The following is a 22,011-nucleotide window of genomic DNA, read 5'->3' as shown; positions in this document are numbered from 1 at the left end:
GAAGGGTCGCAATTGTGATTAATGGCCTGTCGAGCGTAGGTAATCGCCAATTGCCCCAACAATAAGAACTGTCTCAATTAAGTGTGCGTAAATTATTTATTTACTACGCAGGGTTTCGTGACTCTTAAAGCTCCGCGTAATCGGTTAAAAACCCAAGCTAGGTTTAACTATCCGATATAGATCGATACATGCCACGCCATCCATCCACCGAAGCAGCGCCCCTCCCTGAGAGCAGTCTCTCGATCACTGAACAGGGTGAAGACTCTCGCTATGCGCACCTATTGGCCGAGACACAGCGCGCCCGGATGGAACGCCTCGGGCCATGGAAAGGATTTGAAGCGACCTACCTCTTTCGCTGCGGCAAGGGGCATGAGATCAGGCGTTATCTCAAGCCCTTCACGACGCAAACAAAGATGGCCGGATGCCGGCCCTGCAAGGATCAGCAGCTCATCCAGCAAATGCGCAGCCTGGCCAAGAAAGCTGGCGTTACCCTGCTCAGCAGGCAGTGGCTGGGAGAGAAAATGAATCACCAGTTCCACTGCGCCCAGGGCCACGCCTGGGCGCAAAGCGGGCGCTCTGCCCTGAGCTACATCAGCTGCGCTATCTGCACCAATGGCCGGCGCAAGCAGTCGGAGACTCAACTGCTGCCTGACGGCTTGAAACGCCTGCAGCAAGCCGCAAAACGCCATGGCGGCGAATGCCTATCACCGACGTATCAGGGCGCGGCAGCGAAGTACGCATTTCGCTGTGCCCAAGGACATGAATGGCAGGTGCGCGGCGCCTCTGTCCTGAACGCAAACCGGTGGTGTCCGCGCTGCAAGCATTGGCCTATCGACCGAGATGAGTGGCAAGCCGATGGACTCGCACGCCTACAGGAAGCGGCGGCCAATCACCGAGGAATTTGCCTGGCTGAGGCGTATACCGGTGCCAATGCGTATTATCGCTTTCGCTGCACGCTTGGGCATGAATGGAATGCCAAGGCCTCTCACATACTGGCAGGTACTTGGTGCAAGCGCTGCATGACGCTCTCTCAGCGACTGACCATTGAGGATGCGCATGCCATGGCAGCAGAGCGAGGCGGTCAGTGCCTGTCGACGCAGTACATCAACGTGAAGCAGAAGCTGCATTGGATTTGTCACCGTGGCCATAGCTGGCATAGCGCGTTCGCCAACATTCGCACAGGCCGCTGGTGTCCGACCTGTGGCCGCATGAATCGACTATCCAGTAGCAAATCGAAAGTTCGCCAGCGGTACGAAGCGTACGGTCGCTAGGTGACAGCAGTCGGCCTCAATACCCAACCCCAGGCCAGCACCTACCTGAAGCCCTTGGCAAACACTGAAAATGACTTCGCGAATCTGGTGAAATACGCCGATCCCGTAGCCCGAGCTTCCCGATGGCGCCAGCCTGCTGCTGGTGATGGGAGTCATCGACGGTAAGTTACCCCGAATGTAAACAGCAACGAATTTCTCGAAAGAATCGGCTTACGCAAGGCGGCTCTTTGTCGCCTTGACGAAAGACCCTCGGCACCGCAGCTTTCCTGAAACATTTCCCACAGGCGAGATCCGTTAGGATGCTCCTTTCCAAGTACTGCGCCATTACGCTGGTATTGATGCTGGCAAGTACCTCGGCGGCAGCCTTCATCAAGGTCCTTCCCGATTTCAAGAACGAGCCCATCATGGCGACGACCTTCTGGTCGGCGATGACCACCACCGGGCCTTTCATCTCCACCACGCTCTTCAGCCAGAAGATGAGCGGCGACCTACAAGACAAACTGCGAGCGGCGCAGGACGACGCAGCGGCCTTCATCGCATCCGACGGTGCGATACACGGGGTGTATCTGGAGTCAGCGCTGCACGCGCTTCACCAGGAGGACTCCTGGGCCTCCCACACCAATCCGGAGTTGGTACAGGCAATACTGGCGTGGTCGGGTGGCGCTACTCGAACTCCATCGGACTGAGATAGCCCAGCGTCGAGCGGAGGCGACGGTGATTGTAAAAACGGATGTAGTCGAACAGGTCGGTTTCGCCTCGTGGAAGCAGGCATAGCGCGTCAGGCACACCCGCTCAGCCTCCAGCGAGCGGAAGAAGCTCTCCAGCGCGGTACTGACTGGCCTGCTCCCCGCATCTGATCCAGTCGCTCTACTAATCCCGACTGTACCCACAGGCATGCTGGCCATTGCCATAGACCTTGCTTCTGGCCTTGCAGAGGTAGCTCATGCGGTAGAAGTATCCTGAGTAGCCCTCTGTCGTGATGCTGTAGCAGGCATTGGTCGGGATGTGTACCATCCCCATAGCCTGCCAGTCCTCTACGCCCAGAGCGCTCGCCCAGGCGCTCACTAAGCGGCTGTACAAGTTATCTCTCTCCAGATCAAACTTTCCCAAGGCGTTAAAGGCATCTCGGTTTAACAGCAGCAAGCAGTGGTAATGCGGATTAGCCCGGCTGCTATCATCGCCGTACTCCTTCACCCACATCCATCGTACAGTCGTCTTATGGGCCTTCTTGTTGTCCACAGCCGCTTTCTTTCGAGCATTCTGAATACGTTCTTCCAATGACTCGACAAAACGGCTGATGACTTCATTGGTCATCCAATGCCACGGTGTGAACTCCACCTCGGGGAATTGCAGGTCAAACCGTACTGCAAAGACTTCACGATGATCGGCTAGTGAGCGCTCTGTAATGCGCTGTAGTATTTGAAGATATTCCCGTATCAGTGGGGCGTGCTCTTGCATAACTGGCAGGCCGTTATATTTGGATTCGTAGTGAAGATGAAGGTTGGTGTTATCAGGGTGTCGTTTGAGCAAGCGAACTGATTGCATGTTGGATTCTCGCCATTGAATTGAGTGGTGATGCATGTGCAATCAGAGGTGCTGTGCGTGTGGAGTACGGAACAGCGCAATGCTTGCGTCCTATACGAATGCACTGATCAGTAATTGTTTACTGTTGGGGAGATTGCTTGGGTGGTTGTCTGAGATATGCAGATACGCATTAGGCGTATCTGGTTTTTTTGCAATGGGCGTGGCTTGTCGCCATCAAGTAATTGCTCATGCTGGGCATGGGCATTAGTGACTGGATGGTTGATGCCTATATCGGATCTCTTGTATTGCTGCGCTATCTAGATTTTGTGATCTAGATAGCTACTGATGTTGACTTGCAGGTGAGTGTTCTGTGTATGGACTATTTGGATGGTTGATATTGGTAGATTGAATGGAGAATGGATTTAATAGAGAGGACTGAGTAGGCTCTAATAGGTTTGGTGGAGAGTAGGTGGTAGAGAATAAATAATGAAAGGAATGGATATTAACAATGCTAATACCGAGGCCTGACCCATTGCGTTTGCTTGGCAATAAACAAGTGCAACCCATTAATATCTGGATGTTTATTTAATTGGCGCCAGGGAATTAGGTCCGGATAATCATCAATTTTTGCAGTATATATCAGTCCGCCACTAAGGCGGACTCTATGCCGGTATCTAGGCGGAACTGTTAGACCTTCTTCCCGACCACTCTCTCATCGCGCTCGCGAATACGTGAGGTAATCCACTCAAGTATCTCGGCCTCGACCCAGGCGACAGCGCGGCGGCCCAGTGCAACGGGACGAGGAAACAGTCCAAGAGCAATGTAGTTATACAGCGACGAGCGCTTGAGGCCGGTCATCTCAAGTACTTTCTTTTGGCGGAGCAGTTTCATGGTGGCGAGTCCTTTGGTTTGTCCAAAGGATGGGGAGGGGCGGTAGATTTTTACCGAGCGGGCAGGATCTCGCCCTAGTGACGAAGCCAGTCGGCATCCTTAGTCGCATGGGCGGATGGTAGGAAGCGTTCGAGCAGCAGGCGCCACTGCAGAGGGAGCGATGCAGCGGCTGAGGTGCAAACCTGGTTGAAGAATGCAAGAATTCAGGGGATGAAACAGCCTGTAAGCCCAGTTTTTTAGGGTTGTCATTACTAATTTAAACTCTGAAATAATTCTTCTATACCTCTAGAGTCATTCTCGGGTTGCTGCTTTTCTCTGCATGATGCATTCTAGATTCACCAAAACAGTCTTGCCCCAGGGTGTCTCATGGCCATCATTCGTAAGCAGCTCTCGTCCTCCTTCAAGGTGGATGATCAACTTTCAAAAATTCTTGGAGACAAGAACTACAGTCGCCGTAGAGACATATGGCTCTGGTGCTTCTTAGATGGCGACAAAATTTCTCGCTACGATAGAATGAAATTGAACTTTGCATATATGCGCGACGATATGGCGGATGCTATTTATGACGCTGGTGTGGAGCCCGGCTACATTCATGGCGCCCAGAATGATCTGATGCTTCCAGATGAGCAGCTTGCATGGATATCCTCGGAGCCTCGTCAACTTGCATGGTTAAAAGTGAGGATTAACTCTTACAGGGAATACTTGTTTAACTGCCCTCCCGCAGTAACTGGTCGAGATGAAGTGATCGCAATGGTTGACTGCTTAAGAGATCCAGATGTGAGCAAGGCAGGCTATGTACAGCAGCTCAAGAGAGCTTGGGATGAGCAGGTGCGCAAAGACAAAATCCTTGACTGGATAAAGAGTGAGAATGCAGAGGGTGAAGAGGAGGCTTGTGGGCAAGTATGGAGCCAGCTAAACAAGCATCACTCGATCCATCTGTTGATTGAGAGCAAGCCATCCGATCTGAATTCGCTATTGAGGGTCCTGGATGGCATTCCTGCGACCGATACTGAGAAGGCGTTCTATGTATCGGCAGCAAGAAAGGCGTGGGGGCAGGTCAAGCGCAGAAGAAAGAGCGACGGAAAAAGTCAATACAATTTCACTCTTACAGATCGAGCAAGGAAGCGTCTCGATGCTTTATGTGACAAATATGAAATTAAGCGCCCCCAGGTTATTGAGATACTTCTTCTGATGGAGGAGGAGAAAGGCCTTTATCTCGAAGAAAGGATGCGTATTCTACGGGGCATTGAGTCGTAAGGGTTTGATTCCGGAGTTGGTCGGTACCTCCGGAGTGTTAATTTTGGCTGTTTGCCAGAAAAGCAGTCCAATCTGCCATTAGTGTTCGGCGTTTCTCCAGGAAATTTGAGCGGGAATATGCGCTTTCAGTCTGTCCGCGCTCATCATGAGCCAAGGCAAGTTCACAGATTTCCCTGGGGTGGTCGGTGCACTCGCCAGCCCAGTCTCGAAAGCTGGAGCGGAATCCGTGGCAGGTTACGTCTGCATGTCCAAGTTCTATCTGTAGTAAATCTCTCATGGCGTTCCCATGCATAACGCCGGAGCGCCCCTGCCCTGGAAAGAGATATGGGCTGTCGTCAATATTTGGAATTTCTTGAAGTAGATGAATTACCGCGTCTGCCAACGGAATGACAAAGGCAGATCGAGCCTTCATACGCTCCGCTGACAGCGACCAGGTGCGTTGTTCGAAGTCAAACTCGCTCCATTGTGCAAATCTCACCATGTGTGTTCGAGCTCCTGTCATTATCAGTAGCTGCATGGCTTGAGCGTTGCGAGTGTTGAGCTGTTTTAATTGCTGCATCAGCTTCGGAGTGTTTTTCCAAGCTAGAGCAGCAAAGCTGGTTTGCTTTCTCGCCTTCTTTTTATCTGTACGGCTGAGTAAGTTGTCCAGGTGCCCACGCCAACGGGCCGGGTTCTCGCCAGAGCGTAACCCGCGAGCCTTGGCTGCATCCAGAATCTGCTCAATCTGAGAGCGCACCTCGTTGGCGGTGCGATTCTTTGTCGCCCAGATTGGCCGTAGGATCGCCAGCAGCTCATCGGTGGCCACCTTGGAAATGGCGAGCTTACCGATTCGATTGAAGACATAGATTTCCAGCTTGCGTATCCAGCCTTTGCGCCAGCTATCAGACCAGCCTGAGGAGTGGGCCTCAAAGTACTCCCGAGCGACATCCTCGAAGGTCAGTAGCTTTGCCTTACTGCTGCGTTGAGAGGCCTGTTGCGCTTCCCGCTCCGCATCACGTGCGGCCAGCGGGTCGATTCCATCAGCAAGCTGGCGGCGGCAATTGGCCGTCTTTACGCGCGCATCCTTGAGGCTGACTTGGGGGAAGCCGCCTAGCCCCATCTCCCTGCGTCGACCTGCTAGCTGGAAGCGCAGCACCCAGGATTTCCGTCCAGATGCCTGCACGACCAGGCGCAAGCCCTCGCCATCCTCGTAAGTGCCGGGGCTGTCGAGATTCTCGACCTGCTTGGCGTTCAACTTTCCCATGACTACTCAACTCCATCGGTGGGGGTAGGAGATCTATGCCCCCCCCCATTTATTCCCCCACTTTTTGCTGGATAGAGTCAAGTCGCTCTGAATAAATCTGGACGATACGTGGCTGGGAAAAAGACGGAGCGGCCAGTTTATTCGCGGATGCGAGATTAATGGCGATTTTCCTGGATAAAAACCAGTCCGACCAAGTGCCGGGCTTTTTCTTGGGCGGGATTTTCCCTATCCCCACTGACGACGGAGCCGACCTGTAGAAGCGCGCCATGCGCGCGATAGCGGGTAATGCCCATCTTTCTGCGCTCGGGCCAGCCCTCACCCTAACCCTCTCCCAGAGGGAGAGGGGACCGTACGGTGCAGAATGAAACCCTGGTATCAGCCGGCATAGACAGCTCTTTCCCCCTTCAGGAGCGGGGCGCGTAGCCAGGGCTTGAGTAACGGAAGCCGCAGTTGTAGCGCGCATAACGCCTCAAGCGTTATCCGCCAGCGCGGCGAATAACCCGGTGACGACCAAGTCGACCTGTAGGAGCGAGCTTGCTCGCGAATGGTGTTTGCCGGGCACTTCAAGGCTGGAACAGTTCGCGAGCAAGGACTGGGCGTCCCCCTCGGTCCTACGAAAGGCAGTTCGACCGTCGCGGACATGATCAATACGTAGGATGGGTGGAGAGCAGCGATACCCATCAGCGAGGGCGCCGGTGGCAGCGATGGGTATCGCTTCGCTCCACGCCATCCTACGAAGAGCCGTTCGGCAATCACTGGAACGATCAGGCGCTACGCGGCACCCGGTTAAGCTCGACGATGTTGTCCCGCCGCTGGGCAAGAAAGCGCGTGCAGCTCACTCGCAGGAAGGAGGCGAAGTTCACCACTTCGCCGCGGTAGTCCATCACCTCGTCGTAGAGCTTGGTGATCAGCTGGTTGGTGGTCATGCCGTCCACCTCGGCGATCTCGCGCAGGATGTCCCAGAACTGGTTCTCCAGGCGCAGCGTGGTGACCACGCCACGGATACGCAGCGAGCGGGAACGCGACTCGTAGAGAATCGGGTCGGCCTTTACATAGAGTTCGCACATGGACGGCTTCTCCAGCTTCGATGACGGGCCAGTCTACAGGCTGATCCTGGTGCCCAGCACCTCGAGGAACTTCGCCAGCCACGCCGGATGCGCCGGCCAGGCCGGGGCGGTGACCAGGTTGCCGTCGACATGGGCAGCGTCCACCGGGATGTCCACGTATTCACCGCCAGCCAGCGTCACTTCCGGGCCGCAGGCCGGGTAGGCGCTGCACGCGCGGCCCTTGAGCACGCCGGCCGCAGCCAGCAGCTGGGCGCCGTGGCAGACGGCGGCGATGGGCTTTTTCGCGGCGTCGAAGGCTTTCACCAGTTCGATCACCTTGGCGTTCAGGCGCAGGTATTCCGGGGCGCGGCCACCGGGGATCAGCAGCGCGTCGTAGTCTTCGGCGCGCACACCGGCGAAGTCGGCGTTGAGGGCGAAGTTATGCCCGGGCTTCTCGCTGTAGGTCTGATCGCCTTCGAAATCGTGGATGGCGGTGCGGATGCTCTGGCCGGCCTGCTTGTCCGGGCAGACGGCGTGGACGGTGTGACCGACCATCAGCAGTGCCTGGAACGGCACGATGGTTTCGTAGTCTTCGGCGTAGTCGCCGACCAGCATCAGGATCTTCTTCGCGGCCATCTGGGGCATCTCCCGGCAGGGCCCGGCCGTGGTGGCCGGGCATGCGGGAGAGCTTAGTCAGTGGCGCTGACGGCGGGGTAATACGCCGCTACTACACCGCCGCGCGCGAGGCAGGCTGGGCGGTCGGGCGCTGCTCGGCGACCTGGCGCGCGTCTTCTAGGATCAGGTCGGCGCCCTTCTCCGCCACCATCATCACCGCGGCGTTGGTGTTGCCGGAGGTGACGTTGGGGAAGATCGACGCATCGACCACGCGCAGGCCCTGCAGGCCATGCACGCGCAGGCGGTTGTCCACCACCGAGGTCTGCGGGTCGCTGCCCATGGCGCAGCTGCCGCACAGGTGGTAGATCGAGCCGCAGTTCTCGCGGAAGTACTGCAGCATCTGCTCGTCGGACTGGGTGGCCGGGCCCGGCAGGACTTCTTCCACGGTGATCTTCTTCAGCGCCGGGGCGTTCATGATCTTGCGGATCAGGTGGCTGCCCTGGATGGCCTCGTCGATGTCCTTCTGCGTGCTCAGGTAGTTCGGGTCGATCAGCGCGGCGTCGGCCGGGTTCTTCGAGGCGATGCGGATTTCGCCGCGGCTGGTCGGCCGGCACGGGTTGAAGCAGAGCAGGAAGCCCGAATACGGCTCAGGCTTGAGGCTGGCCTTGTTGCTCTTGGGAATCTGGTAGGACAGCGGGTTGAAGTACAGCTGCAGGTTCGGGTGCTCCAGCTCATCGTCGCTGCGGAAGAACCCGCCGCTCTGGTTCACGCTCATCGACAGCGGGCCCTTGCGGGTCAGCAGGTATTCCAGCCCCAGTTTCGCCTGGCCGAACAGCGAGCCGAAGTCGTCGTTCAGGGTGCGGATGTTGGCCTTGTAGTAGTAGCTGACGCACAGGTGGTCCTGCAGGTTCCTGCCCACCGCCGGCAGGTGATGCACCAGCGGGATCTGATGCTCGCTGAGCAGTTCGCGGCTGGCCACGCCGGACAGTTGCAGCAGCTTGGGCGAATCCACCGCACCGGCGGCGAGGATCACCTCGCGCTTGGCATAGAACTCCCGCTGCACGCCGCTCTGCATCACGCTGACGCCGATGGCGCGCTGGTTCTCGTCGAACAGCACGCGCTCCACCAGCGCGTTGCGCTCGATGCTCAGGTTGGCGCGGTTCTGCGCCGGGTGCAGGTAGGCGAAGCTGCTGGAGCAGCGCTGGCCGTTCTTGGTGTTGACGTCGTAGAGACCGGCGCCTTCGAAGTCCTTGCCGTTGAAGTCATCGCTCAGCGGGTAGCCCAGCTCCTGGCAGCCTTCGAGGAAGCTGTCGCAGATGGGGTGGGTGTGGCCTTTCATCGGCGTGATGCGGATCGGCCCGTTGCCGCCGTGGTACTCGGTGTTGCCCAGCGGGTGCGATTCCAGCTTGCGGAAGTACGGCAGTACGTCCTTGAACGACCAGCCGTCGTTGCCGTTGGCCGCCCAGTCATCGAAGTCGTGGGCCTGGCCGCGCACGTAGATCATCGCGTTGATCGAGCCCGAACCACCCTGGACCTTGCCGCGCGGCGCATACAGTTCGCGGTTGGCGAGCTGCTTCTGCGGCTGGCTGTAGTACATCCAGTTGAAGGTCGGGTTGTAGTAGAGCTTGGCGAAGCCCACCGGGATCCTGAACCAGTGCGAGCTGTCCTTGCCGCCGGCTTCCAGCAGCAGGACGCTGTGTTCACCCGATTCGCTCAGGCGGGCGGCGAGGATGCAGCCGGCGGAACCGGCGCCGACGATGATGTAGTCGTATTTCATGGAATGCGTACCGCGGTATTGGGTAAAACCCCGCGCGCCCTTTCCAGGGAGCGCGGGTCCGACATCAGCCTTTGGCCGGTGCGTTGTCTTTCACGTCGACGGGGTCCGGCCCCATCTGCAGGTGCAGGCGCTCGCCGGTGTACGGGCTGTGGGCGCGCACCACGTCCATGTTCAGCTCGACACCCAGGCCGGGCTCGCTGGACGGGATGATGTAACCGTCTTCCCACTGCAGCGGCTTTTTCAGGACTTCGGCGTGGAAGCCGTCCCAGGTGCCGATGCTTTCCTGGATCAGGAAGTTCGGCGTGCAGGCCGCCAGCTGGAAGCTCGCCGCTGCGCCGATCGGGCCGTTGTAGAGGTGCGGGGCGATCTGCGCGTAGAAGGCTTCGGCCATGGCGGCGATCTTCTTGCCTTCGAGCAGGCCGCCGCAGCGGCCGACGTTCATCTGCAGGATCGACGCGCCGCCGGCCTGCAGCAGCTTGAAGAATTCGTACTTGGTGGTCAGGCGCTCGCCGGTGGCGATCGGGATGCTGGTCTTGGCAGCGACCTGGCCCATGGCCTCTTCCTGGCCCGGCGGGATCGGCTCTTCGAACCACAGCGGGTCGTACTTCTCCAGACGCCTGGCCAGACGGATGGCGGAGGACGGCACCATCTGCCCGTGGGTGCCGAACAGCAGGTCGCACTTGTTGCCGACCGCTTCGCGGATCTTGCGGCAGAAGGTCTCGCAGCGATCGAGCACTTCCAGGGAAATCTGGTGGCCGGAGAAGGCGGTGTACGGGCCGGCCGGGTCGAACTTCAGCGCGGTGAAGCCCAGCTTCATGTTCTCGATGGCGCACTCGGCGGCCAGGTCCGGGTCGGAGTAGTCGTACTCGCCCTGGGCGTTCTTCGGATACAGGTAGGTGTAGGAGCGCAGGCGCTCGTGCACCTTGCCGCCGAGCAGCTCGTACACCGGCTTGTTCGCCGCCTTGCCGATGATGTCCCAGCAGGCCATTTCCAGGCCGCTGACGATGCCCATCATGGTCAGGTCCGGGCGCTGGGTGAAGCCGCTCGAATAGGCACGGCGGAAGAAGCGCTCGATGTGGTGCGGGTCCTGGTTTTCCAGGTAACGGCCGAACACGTCTTCGATGGCCGGCACCATCACCTTGGGATGGAAGGTGGCGGCGTAGATCTCGCCGACGCCTTCGATGCCGCAATCGGTCTTCAGTTTGACGAACAGCCAGTACATGCCGCCGACGTGGGGCGGCGGGACGGCCACCACATGGGTTTCGAGGGAGACGATCTTCATGCTTGTTTCGCTCTCTTCTGGATGCGCTTGTTCAGGATCAGGGTGGCGATCACGCCCAGCAGGCCCATCACCACGACGTAGGAGAAATAGATCTGGTAGCCGACGAAGCCGGGGAAGCGGTCGGTGATGTAGCCGTTGAGCAGCGGCAGGTAGGCGTCCGGCGCGTAGCCCAGCACCGAGATGATGCCGATGGCCAGACCGGTGACGCGCAGCGGGATGTGGCAGTCGTCGAGGATCGCCCAGTACAGGCCGCGGATGGCGTAGGTCATCAGGCCGATGAAGATCACCAGGAAGATCAGCACGCCGAGCACGTGCAGACTCGGCAGCACGATCAGGCCGATCATCCCCAGCGCTGCCAGGAGCATCGCCCAGGTCAGCACGCCGGTGCGGGTGAAGCGGTCGCCCAGCCAGCCGCCGCCGATGCCGCCCAGCGGGCGCATCCACAGCTTGATGGTGGTGATCAGCCCGGCCGCGGTGGCCGACAGGCCGAAGCCGCCTTCCTGCAGGTAGGCCGAGAAGCTGTAGGTGGCCCAGAAGAAGTGGTAGCCGCAGAACACGATGGCGGTTACCAGCCACAGCTCGGGAATGCGCAGCAGGGTCTTGAAGTCCTCCAGCAGGTTGCCCTTCTCGGCGCGGGCGTCCTGGCTGTTCTTCTGCGGATCACGTACCGCCATCAGCGCCACACCCAGCACGATGCAGAAGATCGCGTACATGTGGATGACCAGCTGCAGGCCCTGGGCGTTCTTCTCGCCACGGGTCTCGGTGACCCAGGCGAACAGCGCGATGGCGATGGTCGCCAGCAGCGCCTCGACCAGGCCACGGCCACCGTCGAGCACGCCGAAGAAGCGGCCCTGCTCGTCATCGCCGGCGAGCATCTTCACCCGCTTGATCAGCGCAGCCCAGAAGGTCAGGCCGGTGGTGATGCCGAAGCCGCAGAAGATCACCAGCAGCGTATCGAAGCCCGGCAGCATGGCGTACCACATGCCCAGCAGGCCGGTGCCGATCAGTGAGAAGCTGATCAGGAAGCGCGGCGACAGGCGATCGGCGAGCCAGCCGCTGGGCAGGTAGCTGAGCAGGAAGGCGGTGCCGAGGATCGAGTAGAGGTAGCCCAGCTCGCTGTTGCTGATCGCCAGCGCCTCGAGCATGGTGCTCTGGTAGACCTGGCGCAGGTACAGCATGGGATAGATCGCGCCAGCCGCGAGCACGAGCAGGGCCAGCTGGATGTAACGGGTGAGGTTCGCGTTGGCGGGCGCAGCCGTGGGCATTGCCTCTGCACTTATTGTTTTTTTCATCATGCATCTCGGCGCCGGCTCGGTCGCCGGCAACTGGTCGGAACAGCAGTGGGAAAACGGGGCCCTGGCAGCGGGCCCCCGGTGAAACGGAAAATCGGAGGATCAGAACTTGAGGACGACCAGGCGCGTCTGGGTGAACTCGAGCATGCCGTGCTTGCCGTCGTCGCCGCCCAGGCCGGAACGCTTCCAGCCGGCGTGGTAGCCCTGGTAGGGGTCGGCCGGGGTGCGGTTGATGTAGATCTCGCCGGCTTCGATGTGGTTGGCGACCTTCATGGCGTTGCGGTAATTCTCGGTGTAGAGCACCGAGGCCAGACCGAACTGGTGGTCGTTGGCCATGGCCAGCGCCTCGTCGAGGGTTTCGTAGGACAGTACCGGCAGCACCGGGCCGAAGATTTCCTCCTGGACGATCTCCATGTCCTGGCGACAGCCGCTGAGCAGGGTCGCCGGGTAGTAGTGGCCGGGACCTTCGGGCAGCACGCCGCCGCATTCCAGTACCGCGCCGTCGGCCAGCGCGCGCTGCACCTTGGCGTGTACATCCTGGCGAGCGCGGGCATGTTGCAACGGGCCCATCAGGCTCGCATCCTCGGCGCGGTTACCGATGCGCACGGCTGCCATCTTTTCACGCAGCAGGGCGAGGAAACGGTCATGCACGCTGGCTTGCACGTAGACGCGCTCCACGGCGGTGCAACGCTGTCCGCAGTGGGTAGTCTTGGCACCAACGATGGCTTCCGCCGCCTTCTCCAGGTCAGCATCGGCTTCGATGATCGCCGGAGTCTTGCCGCCCAGTTCCAGGGACGGCCTGGCGATGTTGGCCTTGCAGTAGTCGAGCACGATGCGCCCGGCGCCGACGCTGCCGGTCAGGGTGATCAGGCCGATCTGCGGCTGCTGGCAGAGCACGCCGGCGACGTCGTGGTTCATGGTCAGCACGTTCAGCACGCCGGCGGGCAGGCCGGCTTCCTCGGCGCAGCGGGCGATCTCGAAGGCCGAGGTCGGGGTGTTGTTGCTCGGCCGCACCACCACGGTGTTACCGGTGATCAGCGCCGGCGCGACCTTGCGCAGGAAGGTGTAGACCGGGTAGTTGAACGGGATCAGCGCGGCGACCACGCCGATCGGCTCGCGCTGCAGGAGGATGGTCTCGTCGGTGGAGTCGCTGGGGATCACTTCGCCTTCGATGCGGCGCGCCCATTCGGCGTGGTAGCGGGTGATCTGCCCGGCGTAGAAGGCCTCGCTGCTGGCGTCGGCCAGGCTCTTGCCGGACTCCGCGGCCAGGGCGGCGCCGATGCGTTCGGCGTTGCGCTCCAGGGCCTCGGCGAAGCGGCGCAGGTGCTCGCCACGCTCGATGGCCGGCAGGCGTGCCCAGCTGCGTTGCGCCACAGCGGCAGCTTCGACGGCGCGGCGTACATCGGCTTCGGTAGCGGCGGGAACCTGGGCGACCTGTTGCTCGGTCGCCGGGTCGAACACGGCGATGTGGGCCTGGGAAGCGTCGGCAAAGCGGCCGTCGATGAAGTTACGATCTGTACGCATGGTCATGTCCTGTCGTTCAAGCAAGGCTTCGGGCCGGTGGCGGCCCCACGGAACGACAAGGTCCAGGCTGGTGCATGCAGGTGTCGGGCAAGGCGGCACGGCGCAGGCAGGGGTGACTCTTGTCGTTATCGGTTGTCCGAAGTTTCGGTAGGCACCGGGAGAGCGACAAGCGATTAATAGAGCGCAGTAACCTGCGAAAAACGCAGGTTACTGCCGACAGGAAGGCTGTAGGAATGTCCCTCCCAGCCAGGGGAAATGAGCTCAGGTCGTTTTCAGGAAAGATTGATGACGGAACCCGATCCTGCCCGATTGCGCTCGGCGGTCCAGACTTCCTGCTGCAGCCACTCGTGGAAACGCTGCACATGGGGCGGCAGCTCCTGCTCCGGGCGGCTGACCCACCAGTAGGACTGGTGCCCCTGCACCTCGACGTCGAGCATCTGTACCAGCTGCCCCGCCGCCAGTTCGCGGGCGACCATCTGGCGGTCGGCGATGGTGATGCCCAGGCCGTCGATGGCCGCGCGGATGGCCATGTCCAGCAGGTCGAACTCGTAGCCGCCCTGCAGGTCGACGCCCTGGATTTTCGCGGCGTCCAGCCAGTGCCGCCAGGTCAGGAAGCGCTGGTCGTCGCGGGCCAGTACGTGCAGCAGGGTCATGCTGCGCAGGTCGATGTCCTGCTCCTCGCGCTGCGCCAGCAGGCTGGGCGAACACACGGCAATGTGCCGCTCGTGCATCAGCAGCGAACTGTCCAGGCCGTCCCACTCGCCGTTGCCGAAGCGGATCGCGCAGTCCAGAGTGCTGCTCTGCGCCAGAGTGTCCTGCAGATTCGTCGTCAGGCTCACTTCCAGGTCCGGGTGCGCCTCGCGCAGGCGGCCCAGGCGGGGCAGCAGCCAGCGCAGGGCGAAGGTCGGCGGCGCGTTGATCCGCAGGCGGTTGAGGTGATGGCGCTGCTGGATGCCGCGCACGGTCAGCTCGATGCGGTCGAACGACAGCTGTAGGGCGCGCAGCAGCACGCGCCCGGCCTCGGTCAGTTCCAGGTGGTGGTGACGGCGGATCAGCAGGTCCTCGCCGAGCTGTTCCTCCAGTTGGCGCACCTGGCGGCTGACCGCGCTCTGGGTCACGTTGAGCAGCTCGGCGGCACGGGTAAAGCTGCCCGTGCTGCCGGCCACCTCGAAGGCTTTGAGCGCATTGAGCGCCGGAATCTTGCGTTTCACCCACCCTTCCCTGCCCGCCGGCCGTCGCCGTGCGGGCTTCGTCTGCACGCTGCTCAGAAGTAATAGCCGATGTTGGCGTACAGCTGGTTTTCCCAGTGGTCGGTGCCACCTTCGGCCAGGCTCTGGGTGTAGTTGCTGCCGCCAATGTACGGATCGTTGCGACCGTTGAGCCATTCCACGGCGATGTACATCGACTTCACCGAGAAGGAGGTGCCAAGAATGAAGCGCTCGGAGGTCTTGAAGTCATCGGCGGACTTGTCGAAGGCGCTGTAGTTGCCATAGACCTTCACGCCGCTGACCCAGCCGTCGAGGAACGTTCCGGGAATGCTGTAGCTCAGGTCGCCGACATACAGGTTACCGCGACTGGCGACGTTGAATGTACCGTCGTAGCCACCGAAGGTGACGACCTCGTCGCTGCCCGGATTGCGGGGCGACATCTGCTGCCGCGCCGCCTGCAGCTGTACGCCCCACGGGCCGTTCTGCCCCAGGTAGTGCAACGCGTAGGCATTGCGTCGGCCGTCGGCGCCGCTGTCGCGGTTCTCCAGGCGCGAAGTCAGCGCCGAGACACCCACCTCGGACTTCCAGTCGCCCAGCTGCAGCGAGCGCGCCAGGCGGCCGACCAGGATCTGCCGCTCCTTGTTGCGGTTGCCGTCGGCGACATAGCCATCAGCGTCGGTGACCACCGTGGAGTAGCTGGCGCCCTTGCTGGTGCCGTTGCCAGCCAGGCCAGGCCGCGTGTACGCGCCCACCTGCAGGTTCCAGTCGCCCTGCTGCTGGATGTACTTCACACCCACATCGTTGACGTCTTCCAGGCCCACCACGTTGCCCAGGGTCTCGTAGAAGGTGCTGCCGAAGAACGGCTGCAGGCCGAAGGGAATCTGGTTCTGACCGACCTGGATCTGCCGGTCGGCATCGAAGCGGTAACCGATCCAGCCGTACTCGAGGAAGTTCACGTCACCGAAATGCTGGGCGTACTGGTAGGGATAGTCCTTGCCATACCAACGGTAACGCGCGGCGCCGATCCAGGTATCGGAGGTGTAGGTAACGCGCAGCATCGCGGTGTCGATGCCGAACTTCTCGATGTCGCGGTCCGGGTCATGATCCCAGCGCGCGCGCACGGCGCCGCCGATATCCAGGTTGTCCGTCACCGGGATGGCGAAGGCGGCGGAGCTGGCAACCAGCAGGGCGGGAAAGAGGAAATGGGCAGGACGAAAACGCAGGTGGGAAATGGCCACGTTGGAAAAGCCTCGGCAGGATTCTTGTCGTTATGAAAAGTCGCCGACGGTGGTGGGCACCCTTCCGTAGGCGCGGCCGAAGCTAGCCCTTGGGCGAGCCGCTCGACAAACGACTAAATCGCAGGCCGAACCCGAGAAAAACGCATATTCCGAAGGCAAAGCCACCGCTAGAATCGGCGAAAAAAACCCGCGCCCTGAGCGTACTGTCGGATGGCCCTGCCATGCGTAACCTGCCGCCCCTGAACATGCTCCGCGTCTTCGAAGAAGTGGCCCGCCATCGCAGCTTCAACCGCGCGGCCGATGCACTGAACGTCACCCAGGGGGCCGTCAGCCGGCAGATCAAGCAGCTGGAGGAATACCTTGGAATCAGCCTATTCCTACGCACGCCGCGCGGCCTGACGCTGACCGAAACCGGCAGCGCCCTCGCTCCGCACCTGAGCGATGCCTTCGACCAGATGGAGCGCGCCCTGCAGGCGGTGCGTGTGCCGAACCTGCGCCAACGCCTGCGCATCCTCGCACCGCCCACCTGGAGCGCACGCTGGCTGTCGCCGCGCCTGCGCACCTTCCTGCAGCGCTACCCGGACATCAGCCTGAGCGTCACCAATCACCTGGATGGCGACAACTCCGGCGAGCTGGATTGCCGCATCCGCTTCGGCCTGGAACAGGCCACGCACTGCTACAGCGAACTGCTGGTGATGGAACGGCACATTGCCGTGGCCAGCCCCGAGCTGTTCGACGGCGAGCGGGCGCCGGAGCTAGATGCCCATCCGCTGCTGCACATCCTCCACGAAGGCCGGCGCCTGAAGGTCTGGGAGAACTGGCTGGAGGCGATGGGGCGCACGGACGTCGATGCCAGCAGCGGCATCGAATTCAGCACCCTCGACCAGGTGATCCACACCGCCCTGGCTGGCGGCGGAGTCGCCGTGATCGACCGGCAGATGATCGAGCGCGAGCTGGCCGCCGGCAGCCTGCTGCCGATCACCCCGGTGGAGGTGATCGGCCCCTACGGCTACTGGCTGGACATCGCCAGCGACAAGTGCGGGTTGTCGAAGGTGCAGCGCTTCCAGGACTGGCTGGGCCTGGTGAGCAATCCCTGAGCGCCGGAGCGCCCAGGGAAGTGCGGATCAGGTCGCGGCGGCCACCTTGGCAGTTGCGCCGGCAGCCCCATCGTCCTGCTCCCCGCGCCCACAGTCGGTAAGGGTCAGGTACTTGGTCTCCGGCGCCCAGGCGATGGAGATGATCGCGCCCAGCAGCAGGATGCCGGCGAGGATCGCCATGGTCGGGTTGAGCCCGATGCCCGCCACGCTGACCGGCAGCAGGAAGGTACTCAGCGCCGAGCCCAGGCGGCTGGCAGCGGTGGCCAGGCCGATGCCGCCGGCGCGCACTTCGGTGGGGAAGCTCTCCGCCGGGTACACACCCACCAGGTTGCTCACCGCCGACAGCACCAGGGTGAACAGGCCGAAACACGCCACCATCAGCCAGGCCATGCTGCCGGGCAGCAGCACCAGCACGAACAGCGAGGCGGCGAGGATCAGGAAGGAGTTGATGAGGAAACCGCGGCGGCTGAACTTGATGGTGCACCAGATGCCCAGCAGCGCGCCGACGATCAGCAGTGCGTTGAGCATCATCTCGGTGCCGAAGCCTTCGGCCAGCCCCATCTTCTGCAGGATCGACGGCAGGAAGGTGTAGATGGCGAAGTACGGCATGACGATGCAGATGAAGAACAGGCAGTTGAACGCCGTGCGCTTGCGGTACTCGCGGCTGAACAGCGCCTTGTAGCCGCTGTGCTTGCGGTTGATGACTTCCTCGTCGATCTCCACGTTCGCACCCAGGTGTTTCTTCACGATGGCGCGCGCTTCTTCGATGCGTCCCTTGTACACCAGCCAGCGCGGCGACTCGGGCGTGCCGATACGGGCGATCAGGATCATCGCCGCGGGAATCGCCGAGGACGCCAGCATCCAGCGCCAGGCGTCGTCGCCCAGGGGCAGCATGGCCGTGCCGACGAAGGTTGCGGCCACATAGCCGAAGGTCCAGATCACGCTGAACGAGCCCAGCAGCACGCCGCGGTGCTTGCGCGGGGAAAACTCGGCGAGCATGGCGTGGCCGACGCTGAAGTCGCCGCCCAGGCCGATGCCGATCAGCACCCGGCAGAGGAACAGTTGCATCGCCGTCTCGACGTAGAACTGCAGGACCGAGGCGAGGGTGATCAGCACGAAGCTGATGAGGAAGATCTTCTGCCGGCCGAGGTGGTCGGAGATCCAGCCGAAGAACAGGCTGCCGAGGAACAGGCCGAGCAGCGCCGAGCTGCCGATCAGTCCCTGCCAGAACGGCGTCAGTGCCATCTGCGGGTTGATCAGGGTGAAGGCGATGCCGATCAGGCCGAGGATGTAGCCGTCGGTGAAGTGGGCGCCGAAGGTGAGGCCGGCGATCTTGATATGGAACCTGCCGATGGGCAGGTCATCGATTTTGACTGGTTGACCCGACATGATCGTCTCCGAGTTGTTGTTATAGGAAACACAGCGGTGCGGCCGCCGCGCCCTGGACGGCGCGGCGGCATGGGCAGAACTCCTTGGCCGGGCGTCAGGCGGACAGGCCGCCCATGAGCAGGTACTTGATCTCCACGTAGTCCTCGATGCCGTACTTCGAGCCTTCGCGGCCCAGGCCCGACTCCTTGATGCCGCCAAAAGGCGCCACCTCGGTGGAGATGATTCCTTCGTTGATGCCGACCATGCCGGCTTCCAGGCCCTCGGCCACGCGCCAGACGCGGCCGATGTCGCGGCTGTAGAAGTAGGCGGAGAGGCCGTAGGGCGTGTCGTTCGCCAGCTCCAGCACCTCGGCTTCGTCGCGGAAGCGGAAGCACGCGGCCACCGGGCCGAAGGTTTCCTCGCTGGCGATCAGCATCTGCGGGCTCGCCTCGGCCAGTACGGTGGGCTCGTAGAAGGTGCCGCCCAGGGCATGGCGACGGCCGCCGCACATCAGCTTCGCGCCCTTCTCCAGGGCATCGCCGACATGCTGCTCGACCTTGGCCAGCGCCGCCTCGTTGATCAGCGGGCCCTGTTCGGTCTCGCCTTCCAGGGCGTTGCCCACGCGCATTGCGCCGACCGCCTTGGTCAGGCGCGAGACGAACGCCTCGTAGACACGCTCCTGGATATAGAAGCGGTTGACGCACACGCAGGTCTGCCCGGTATTACGGAACTTCGAGGCCATGGCGCCACGCACGGCGGCGTCGATGTCGGCGTCGTCGAAGACAATGAACGGAGCGTTGCCGCCCAGCTCCAGCGAGACCTTCTTCAGCGTCTCCGCAGCCTGGCGCATCAGCAGCTTGCCGGTGCGGGTGGAGCCGGTGAAGGACAGCTTGCGGACCGCGTCGGACGCCTGGATCGCACCGCCGATGGCCGGCGCATCGCCGGAAACGATGTTGAACACGCCCGCCGGAATACCCGCCTGTTCTGCCAGCACCGCCAGGGCGAAGGCCGACAGCGGCGTCTCTTCCGAAGGCTTGAGGACCATGCTGCAGCCGGCGGCCAGCGCCGGGCCGACCTTGCGGGTGACCATCGCCAGGGGGAAGTTCCACGGCGTGATCGCCGCGACCACGCCGATGGCCTGCTTGATCACCACGATGCGCGCATCGCCCTTGTGCGAGGGGATCACGTCGCCGTAGACGCGCTTGGCTTCTTCGGCGAACCACTCGAGGAAGCTCGCCGCGTAGGCCACTTCACCCTTGGCCTCGGCCAGCGGCTTGCCCTGCTCGGTGCTCAGCAGCAGCGCCAGGTCGTCCTGGCGCTGCAGCATCAGCTCGCCCCAGCGGCGGATGCGCGCGGCACGCTCCTTGGCGGTCAACGCGCGCCAGGCTGGCAGCGCACGTTCGGCAGCGGCGATGGCGGCGTTGGTTTCCTCGGCGCCACCACGGGCAACCTCGGCAATCAGCGCGCCGGTGGCCGGGTTGCGTACCGGGTAGGTCGCTCCACCAGTCACCCATTGGCCGTCGATGTAGTGACCGGTCTTCAGCAGCTCGTTCATGCCACCGCCTCCGTCAGCGCGAAGGCTTCGCGCATGGGCCGGGCCACCCGCAGGATGCGCTTGCCGGCGGTGTAGTCGTTGATCACGTCGCAGGGCGTGTAGTTGCGCTCCAGCTCGTGGATCTCTTCGTCGTCCAGGCGGGTCTCCAGCGCAGCCAGGGCGCTGTCGAACTGCGCGGTGGTGTCGGCGCCGACCAGCATGCAGTCCACGCCGGAATGCTGCAGGACCCAGGCCTGGGCGATCTGCGCGTTGGACACGCCACGGCGCTGGGCCACGCGCTGCACGGAGCGGGCAATCTCGAAGGAGGCCTCGTCGGCGTACATCTGCTGGGTGAAGAAGTCGGTCTGGTTGCGCGTGGAGTTCACGTCACCGGTCAGCAGGCCGCGCGCCAGCGGGCTGAACACCGAGACGCCGAGACCCTGGTCGCGGCAGAACGGGATCATTTCGCGCTCTTCCTCGCGATAGGCGCAGTTGAGCTGCAGCTGCATGTTGATCGGCTTGACCCAGCCGTTGCGCTCGCAGGCCATGAGGATCTTCGCCAGCTGGCCGGTGAGCATGGTGGACACGCCGATATAGCGGGCCTTGCCGGCGCGGACGATGTCGTTCAGCGCGCCCATCACCTCTTCCACCGGGGTGTTCACGTCGTAGAAGTGCAGCATGTAGATATCGACGTAATCCATGCCCATGCGCTTCAGGGAGGCGTCGATGCCGTCCATGATGTGCTTGCGCGAATGGCCGCTGGCATTGATGCCGGGGCGGGTGCCGTAGCCGACCTTGGTGGTGATCACCACGTCCTCGCGGCGCACCAGGCGCTTGAGGATGCGGCAGACCACCTCCTCGCCGACGCCGGCGGAATAGAAGTCGGCGAGGTCGATGAAGTTCACCCCGGCGTCCAGCGCGTGCTTGACGATCGGCTCGCTTTTCGCCTCATCGAAGATCCACGGTTTCCAGTCCGGGGTGCCCATGTTCATGGTGCCCAGGCACAGCTTGGACACCTGCAGGCCGGAGTTGCCGAGACGGATGTATTGCATGCTGCGGACCTCAGGCCTTGGGGGTGTAGAAGGGGTTGGCGATGGCGTTGACCACGTCGGCCAGCTGCGCGCGCTCGGGCTTGCAGCTCAGCGCCGCGCGGATCGCGGTGCGGCAGGCGTTGTAGTTGTTGCGGTAGACGGCATCCAGGTCATCGCAGGACGGGTTGACCCAGTTGGCGGTGACGATGGCCCATTCGTCCTCGGCTTCCGGCGGCAGGGTGCCGTCCAGCAGCGCCTCGGTGACGGCCTTGGCGATGCCCGCCTGGGATGCGCCCCAGGTGGCGTTGGCGTGCAGGTCGCCGTTGATCTCGGCCTTGTTCACGTAGAGGGTCATGGGCTTGACCGGGATATTCGGCTGGGCGATCACCATGAACGGGCAATGGCCCTGGCTGGGCGAGGCGAGGCTGTTGGAGAAGGCCTGACCGGCCGGGCCGCTGCGCGGGCCGAGCAGGATATTGATGTGCGCGGCGTTGACGCCGGGGCCTTCGAAACCTTCACCGATGTACAGGTCGAGCTTTTTCATGGGGTACCTCATGGAACCGTGGGTGTAAGAAAGCCCGGGCCTGCTTGCGCGGCCCGAGGCAAAACCGGCGCAGGGACGCCGGGAGAAAGTCCTGGGAAGTCGGGAGGGATCAGGAATCGACGGGCGAGTCGGACGGCTGCGCGAAGGCAGCGGACAGGCCGGAACGAGGAGGACGGATCAGGGGCAGGCAGAACAGGATGGAGGTCATGTCGCGTCGCTCTTTGTTGTTGTCGATGAGCTGGGTGCGACGATTTTTAGCACCGGGCCCG

General features: G+C 62.0%; 20 protein-coding genes. 4 read left to right on the top strand and 16 right to left on the bottom strand.

The window, feature by feature from the left end:
• The first annotated feature begins 188 nt into the window (after positions 1–188).
• Complete coding sequence (locus HNP46_RS14290) at positions 189–1,271, top strand: hypothetical protein (RefSeq protein ID WP_184589936.1); 1,083 nt, start codon at positions 189–191, stop codon at positions 1,269–1,271.
• A 299-nt stretch (positions 1,272–1,570) separates the two neighbouring features.
• Complete coding sequence (locus tag HNP46_RS14285; RefSeq protein ID WP_260403167.1) at positions 1,571–1,957, top strand: DUF2388 domain-containing protein; 387 nt, start codon at positions 1,571–1,573, stop codon at positions 1,955–1,957.
• Here the strand turns inward: HNP46_RS14285 and HNP46_RS14280 are convergent.
• From HNP46_RS14280 to HNP46_RS14270, 3 genes are all read right to left on the bottom strand, one after another.
• Positions 1,935–2,057: an IS3 family transposase gene (locus tag HNP46_RS14280; protein ID WP_184589934.1), complete on the bottom strand. Its 123-nt coding sequence runs from the start codon at positions 2,055–2,057 to the stop codon at positions 1,935–1,937. The genes HNP46_RS14285 and HNP46_RS14280 overlap by 23 nt on opposite strands.
• An 84-nt stretch (positions 2,058–2,141) precedes the next feature.
• Entirely contained in the window at positions 2,142–2,816 is a 675-nt protein-coding gene (locus HNP46_RS14275; RefSeq protein WP_184589932.1) for an inovirus Gp2 family protein, read from the bottom strand.
• Positions 2,817–3,482: 666 nt separating this feature from the next.
• A complete protein-coding gene (locus tag HNP46_RS14270; protein ID WP_184589930.1) occupies positions 3,483–3,686 on the bottom strand; it encodes a helix-turn-helix transcriptional regulator in 204 nt (67 codons plus the stop codon).
• Positions 3,687–4,052: 366 nt separating this feature from the next.
• Between HNP46_RS14270 and HNP46_RS14265 the strand changes: the two genes are divergently transcribed.
• A complete protein-coding gene (locus HNP46_RS14265) occupies positions 4,053–4,943 on the top strand; it encodes a hypothetical protein (protein WP_184589928.1) in 891 nt (296 codons plus the stop codon).
• 37 nt (positions 4,944–4,980) lie between these two features.
• Here the strand turns inward: HNP46_RS14265 and HNP46_RS14260 are convergent, their stop codons facing one another.
• The 9 genes from HNP46_RS14260 to HNP46_RS14220 form a co-directional block, all read right to left on the bottom strand.
• A complete protein-coding gene (locus tag HNP46_RS14260) occupies positions 4,981–6,186 on the bottom strand; it encodes a tyrosine-type recombinase/integrase (RefSeq protein ID WP_184589926.1) in 1,206 nt (401 codons plus the stop codon).
• 764 nt (positions 6,187–6,950) lie between these two features.
• Positions 6,951–7,253 (bottom strand): ribbon-helix-helix domain-containing protein, encoded by a 303-nt coding sequence (locus tag HNP46_RS14255; protein WP_184589924.1) that lies wholly within the window; start codon positions 7,251–7,253, stop codon positions 6,951–6,953.
• 33 nt (positions 7,254–7,286) lie between these two features.
• Positions 7,287–7,868, bottom strand: a complete 582-nt coding sequence (locus HNP46_RS14250) for a DJ-1/PfpI family protein (protein WP_184589922.1) — start codon at positions 7,866–7,868, stop codon at positions 7,287–7,289.
• Between the two features lie 91 nt (positions 7,869–7,959).
• Entirely contained in the window at positions 7,960–9,624 is a 1,665-nt protein-coding gene (locus tag HNP46_RS14245) for a GMC family oxidoreductase (RefSeq protein ID WP_184589920.1), read from the bottom strand.
• A 64-nt stretch (positions 9,625–9,688) separates the two neighbouring features.
• The gene (locus HNP46_RS14240) at positions 9,689–10,906 is read right to left on the bottom strand and encodes a mandelate racemase/muconate lactonizing enzyme family protein (protein ID WP_184589918.1); all 1,218 of its coding nucleotides are present in this window, start codon (positions 10,904–10,906) and stop codon (positions 9,689–9,691) included.
• Positions 10,903–12,198, bottom strand: coding sequence for an MFS transporter (locus HNP46_RS14235; protein ID WP_409372436.1), 1,296 nt, complete (start codon positions 12,196–12,198; stop codon positions 10,903–10,905). The genes HNP46_RS14240 and HNP46_RS14235 overlap by 4 nt, the downstream gene beginning before the upstream one ends.
• A 102-nt stretch (positions 12,199–12,300) precedes the next feature.
• Positions 12,301–13,722, bottom strand: coding sequence for an aldehyde dehydrogenase (aldA, locus tag HNP46_RS14230; RefSeq protein ID WP_184589914.1), 1,422 nt, complete (start codon positions 13,720–13,722; stop codon positions 12,301–12,303).
• A gap of 272 nt (positions 13,723–13,994) precedes the next feature.
• Positions 13,995–14,933, bottom strand: coding sequence for a LysR substrate-binding domain-containing protein (locus HNP46_RS14225; RefSeq protein WP_184589912.1), 939 nt, complete (start codon positions 14,931–14,933; stop codon positions 13,995–13,997).
• A gap of 53 nt (positions 14,934–14,986) precedes the next feature.
• Positions 14,987–16,162 carry a hypothetical protein gene (locus HNP46_RS14220; protein WP_311771811.1) on the bottom strand — a complete coding sequence of 392 codons (1,176 nt, stop codon included), beginning with the start codon at positions 16,160–16,162 and terminating at the stop codon, positions 14,987–14,989.
• Between the two features lie 227 nt (positions 16,163–16,389).
• On the opposite strand from HNP46_RS14220, the gene HNP46_RS14215 reads away from it, so the two are divergent.
• On the top strand, positions 16,390–17,265 hold the full coding sequence (locus HNP46_RS14215; RefSeq protein ID WP_184589909.1) for a LysR substrate-binding domain-containing protein: 876 nt from the start codon (positions 16,390–16,392) through the stop codon (positions 17,263–17,265).
• Positions 17,266–17,292: 27 nt separating this feature from the next.
• Here the strand turns inward: HNP46_RS14215 and HNP46_RS14210 are convergent, their stop codons facing one another.
• The 4 genes from HNP46_RS14210 to fae form a co-directional block, all read right to left on the bottom strand.
• Positions 17,293–18,654 (bottom strand): MFS transporter, encoded by a 1,362-nt coding sequence (locus HNP46_RS14210; RefSeq protein ID WP_184589907.1) that lies wholly within the window; start codon positions 18,652–18,654, stop codon positions 17,293–17,295.
• A 94-nt stretch (positions 18,655–18,748) separates the two neighbouring features.
• Positions 18,749–20,188 (bottom strand): NAD-dependent succinate-semialdehyde dehydrogenase, encoded by a 1,440-nt coding sequence (locus HNP46_RS14205; RefSeq protein ID WP_184589905.1) that lies wholly within the window; start codon positions 20,186–20,188, stop codon positions 18,749–18,751.
• Entirely contained in the window at positions 20,185–21,219 is a 1,035-nt protein-coding gene (locus HNP46_RS14200) for an aldo/keto reductase (protein ID WP_184589904.1), read from the bottom strand. Before HNP46_RS14200 ends, HNP46_RS14205 begins: the two co-directional genes overlap by 4 nt.
• A gap of 10 nt (positions 21,220–21,229) precedes the next feature.
• Positions 21,230–21,742 (bottom strand): formaldehyde-activating enzyme, encoded by a 513-nt coding sequence (fae, locus tag HNP46_RS14195; RefSeq protein ID WP_184589902.1) that lies wholly within the window; start codon positions 21,740–21,742, stop codon positions 21,230–21,232.
• Positions 21,743–22,011: the final 269 nt, after the last annotated feature.

This window comes from Pseudomonas nitroreducens (genome assembly GCF_014204515.1).
GTDB lineage: Bacteria > Pseudomonadota > Gammaproteobacteria > Pseudomonadales > Pseudomonadaceae > Pseudomonas > Pseudomonas nitritireducens_A.
This window is presented reverse-complemented; position numbering and strand designations above follow the sequence as displayed.

Excerpts from the sequence above, each read along its gene's own strand:
- HNP46_RS14265 (WP_184589928.1), top strand. The coding sequence starts at position 4,053 with ATGGCCATCATTCGTAAGCAGCTCTCGTCCTCCTTCAAGGTGGATGAT.
- HNP46_RS14255 (WP_184589924.1), bottom strand. The coding sequence starts at position 7,253 with ATGTGCGAACTCTATGTAAAGGCCGACCCGATTCTCTACGAGTCGCGT.
- HNP46_RS14235 (WP_409372436.1), bottom strand. The coding sequence starts at position 12,198 with ATGAAAAAAACAATAAGTGCAGAGGCAATGCCCACGGCTGCGCCCGCC.
- fae (WP_184589902.1), bottom strand. The coding sequence starts at position 21,742 with ATGAAAAAGCTCGACCTGTACATCGGTGAAGGTTTCGAAGGCCCCGGC.
- HNP46_RS14210 (WP_184589907.1), bottom strand. The coding sequence starts at position 18,654 with ATGTCGGGTCAACCAGTCAAAATCGATGACCTGCCCATCGGCAGGTTC.
- HNP46_RS14200 (WP_184589904.1), bottom strand. The coding sequence starts at position 21,219 with ATGCAATACATCCGTCTCGGCAACTCCGGCCTGCAGGTGTCCAAGCTG.
- HNP46_RS14245 (WP_184589920.1), bottom strand. The coding sequence starts at position 9,624 with ATGAAATACGACTACATCATCGTCGGCGCCGGTTCCGCCGGCTGCATC.
- HNP46_RS14250 (WP_184589922.1), bottom strand. The coding sequence starts at position 7,868 with ATGGCCGCGAAGAAGATCCTGATGCTGGTCGGCGACTACGCCGAAGAC.
- HNP46_RS14240 (WP_184589918.1), bottom strand. The coding sequence starts at position 10,906 with ATGAAGATCGTCTCCCTCGAAACCCATGTGGTGGCCGTCCCGCCGCCC.
- HNP46_RS14290 (WP_184589936.1), top strand. The coding sequence starts at position 189 with ATGCCACGCCATCCATCCACCGAAGCAGCGCCCCTCCCTGAGAGCAGT.
- HNP46_RS14270 (WP_184589930.1), bottom strand. The coding sequence starts at position 3,686 with ATGAAACTGCTCCGCCAAAAGAAAGTACTTGAGATGACCGGCCTCAAG.
- HNP46_RS14285 (WP_260403167.1), top strand. The coding sequence starts at position 1,571 with ATGCTCCTTTCCAAGTACTGCGCCATTACGCTGGTATTGATGCTGGCA.
- HNP46_RS14275 (WP_184589932.1), bottom strand. The coding sequence starts at position 2,816 with ATGCAATCAGTTCGCTTGCTCAAACGACACCCTGATAACACCAACCTT.
- HNP46_RS14205 (WP_184589905.1), bottom strand. The coding sequence starts at position 20,188 with ATGAACGAGCTGCTGAAGACCGGTCACTACATCGACGGCCAATGGGTG.
- aldA (WP_184589914.1), bottom strand. The coding sequence starts at position 13,722 with ATGCGTACAGATCGTAACTTCATCGACGGCCGCTTTGCCGACGCTTCC.
- HNP46_RS14215 (WP_184589909.1), top strand. The coding sequence starts at position 16,390 with ATGCGTAACCTGCCGCCCCTGAACATGCTCCGCGTCTTCGAAGAAGTG.
- HNP46_RS14260 (WP_184589926.1), bottom strand. The coding sequence starts at position 6,186 with ATGGGAAAGTTGAACGCCAAGCAGGTCGAGAATCTCGACAGCCCCGGC.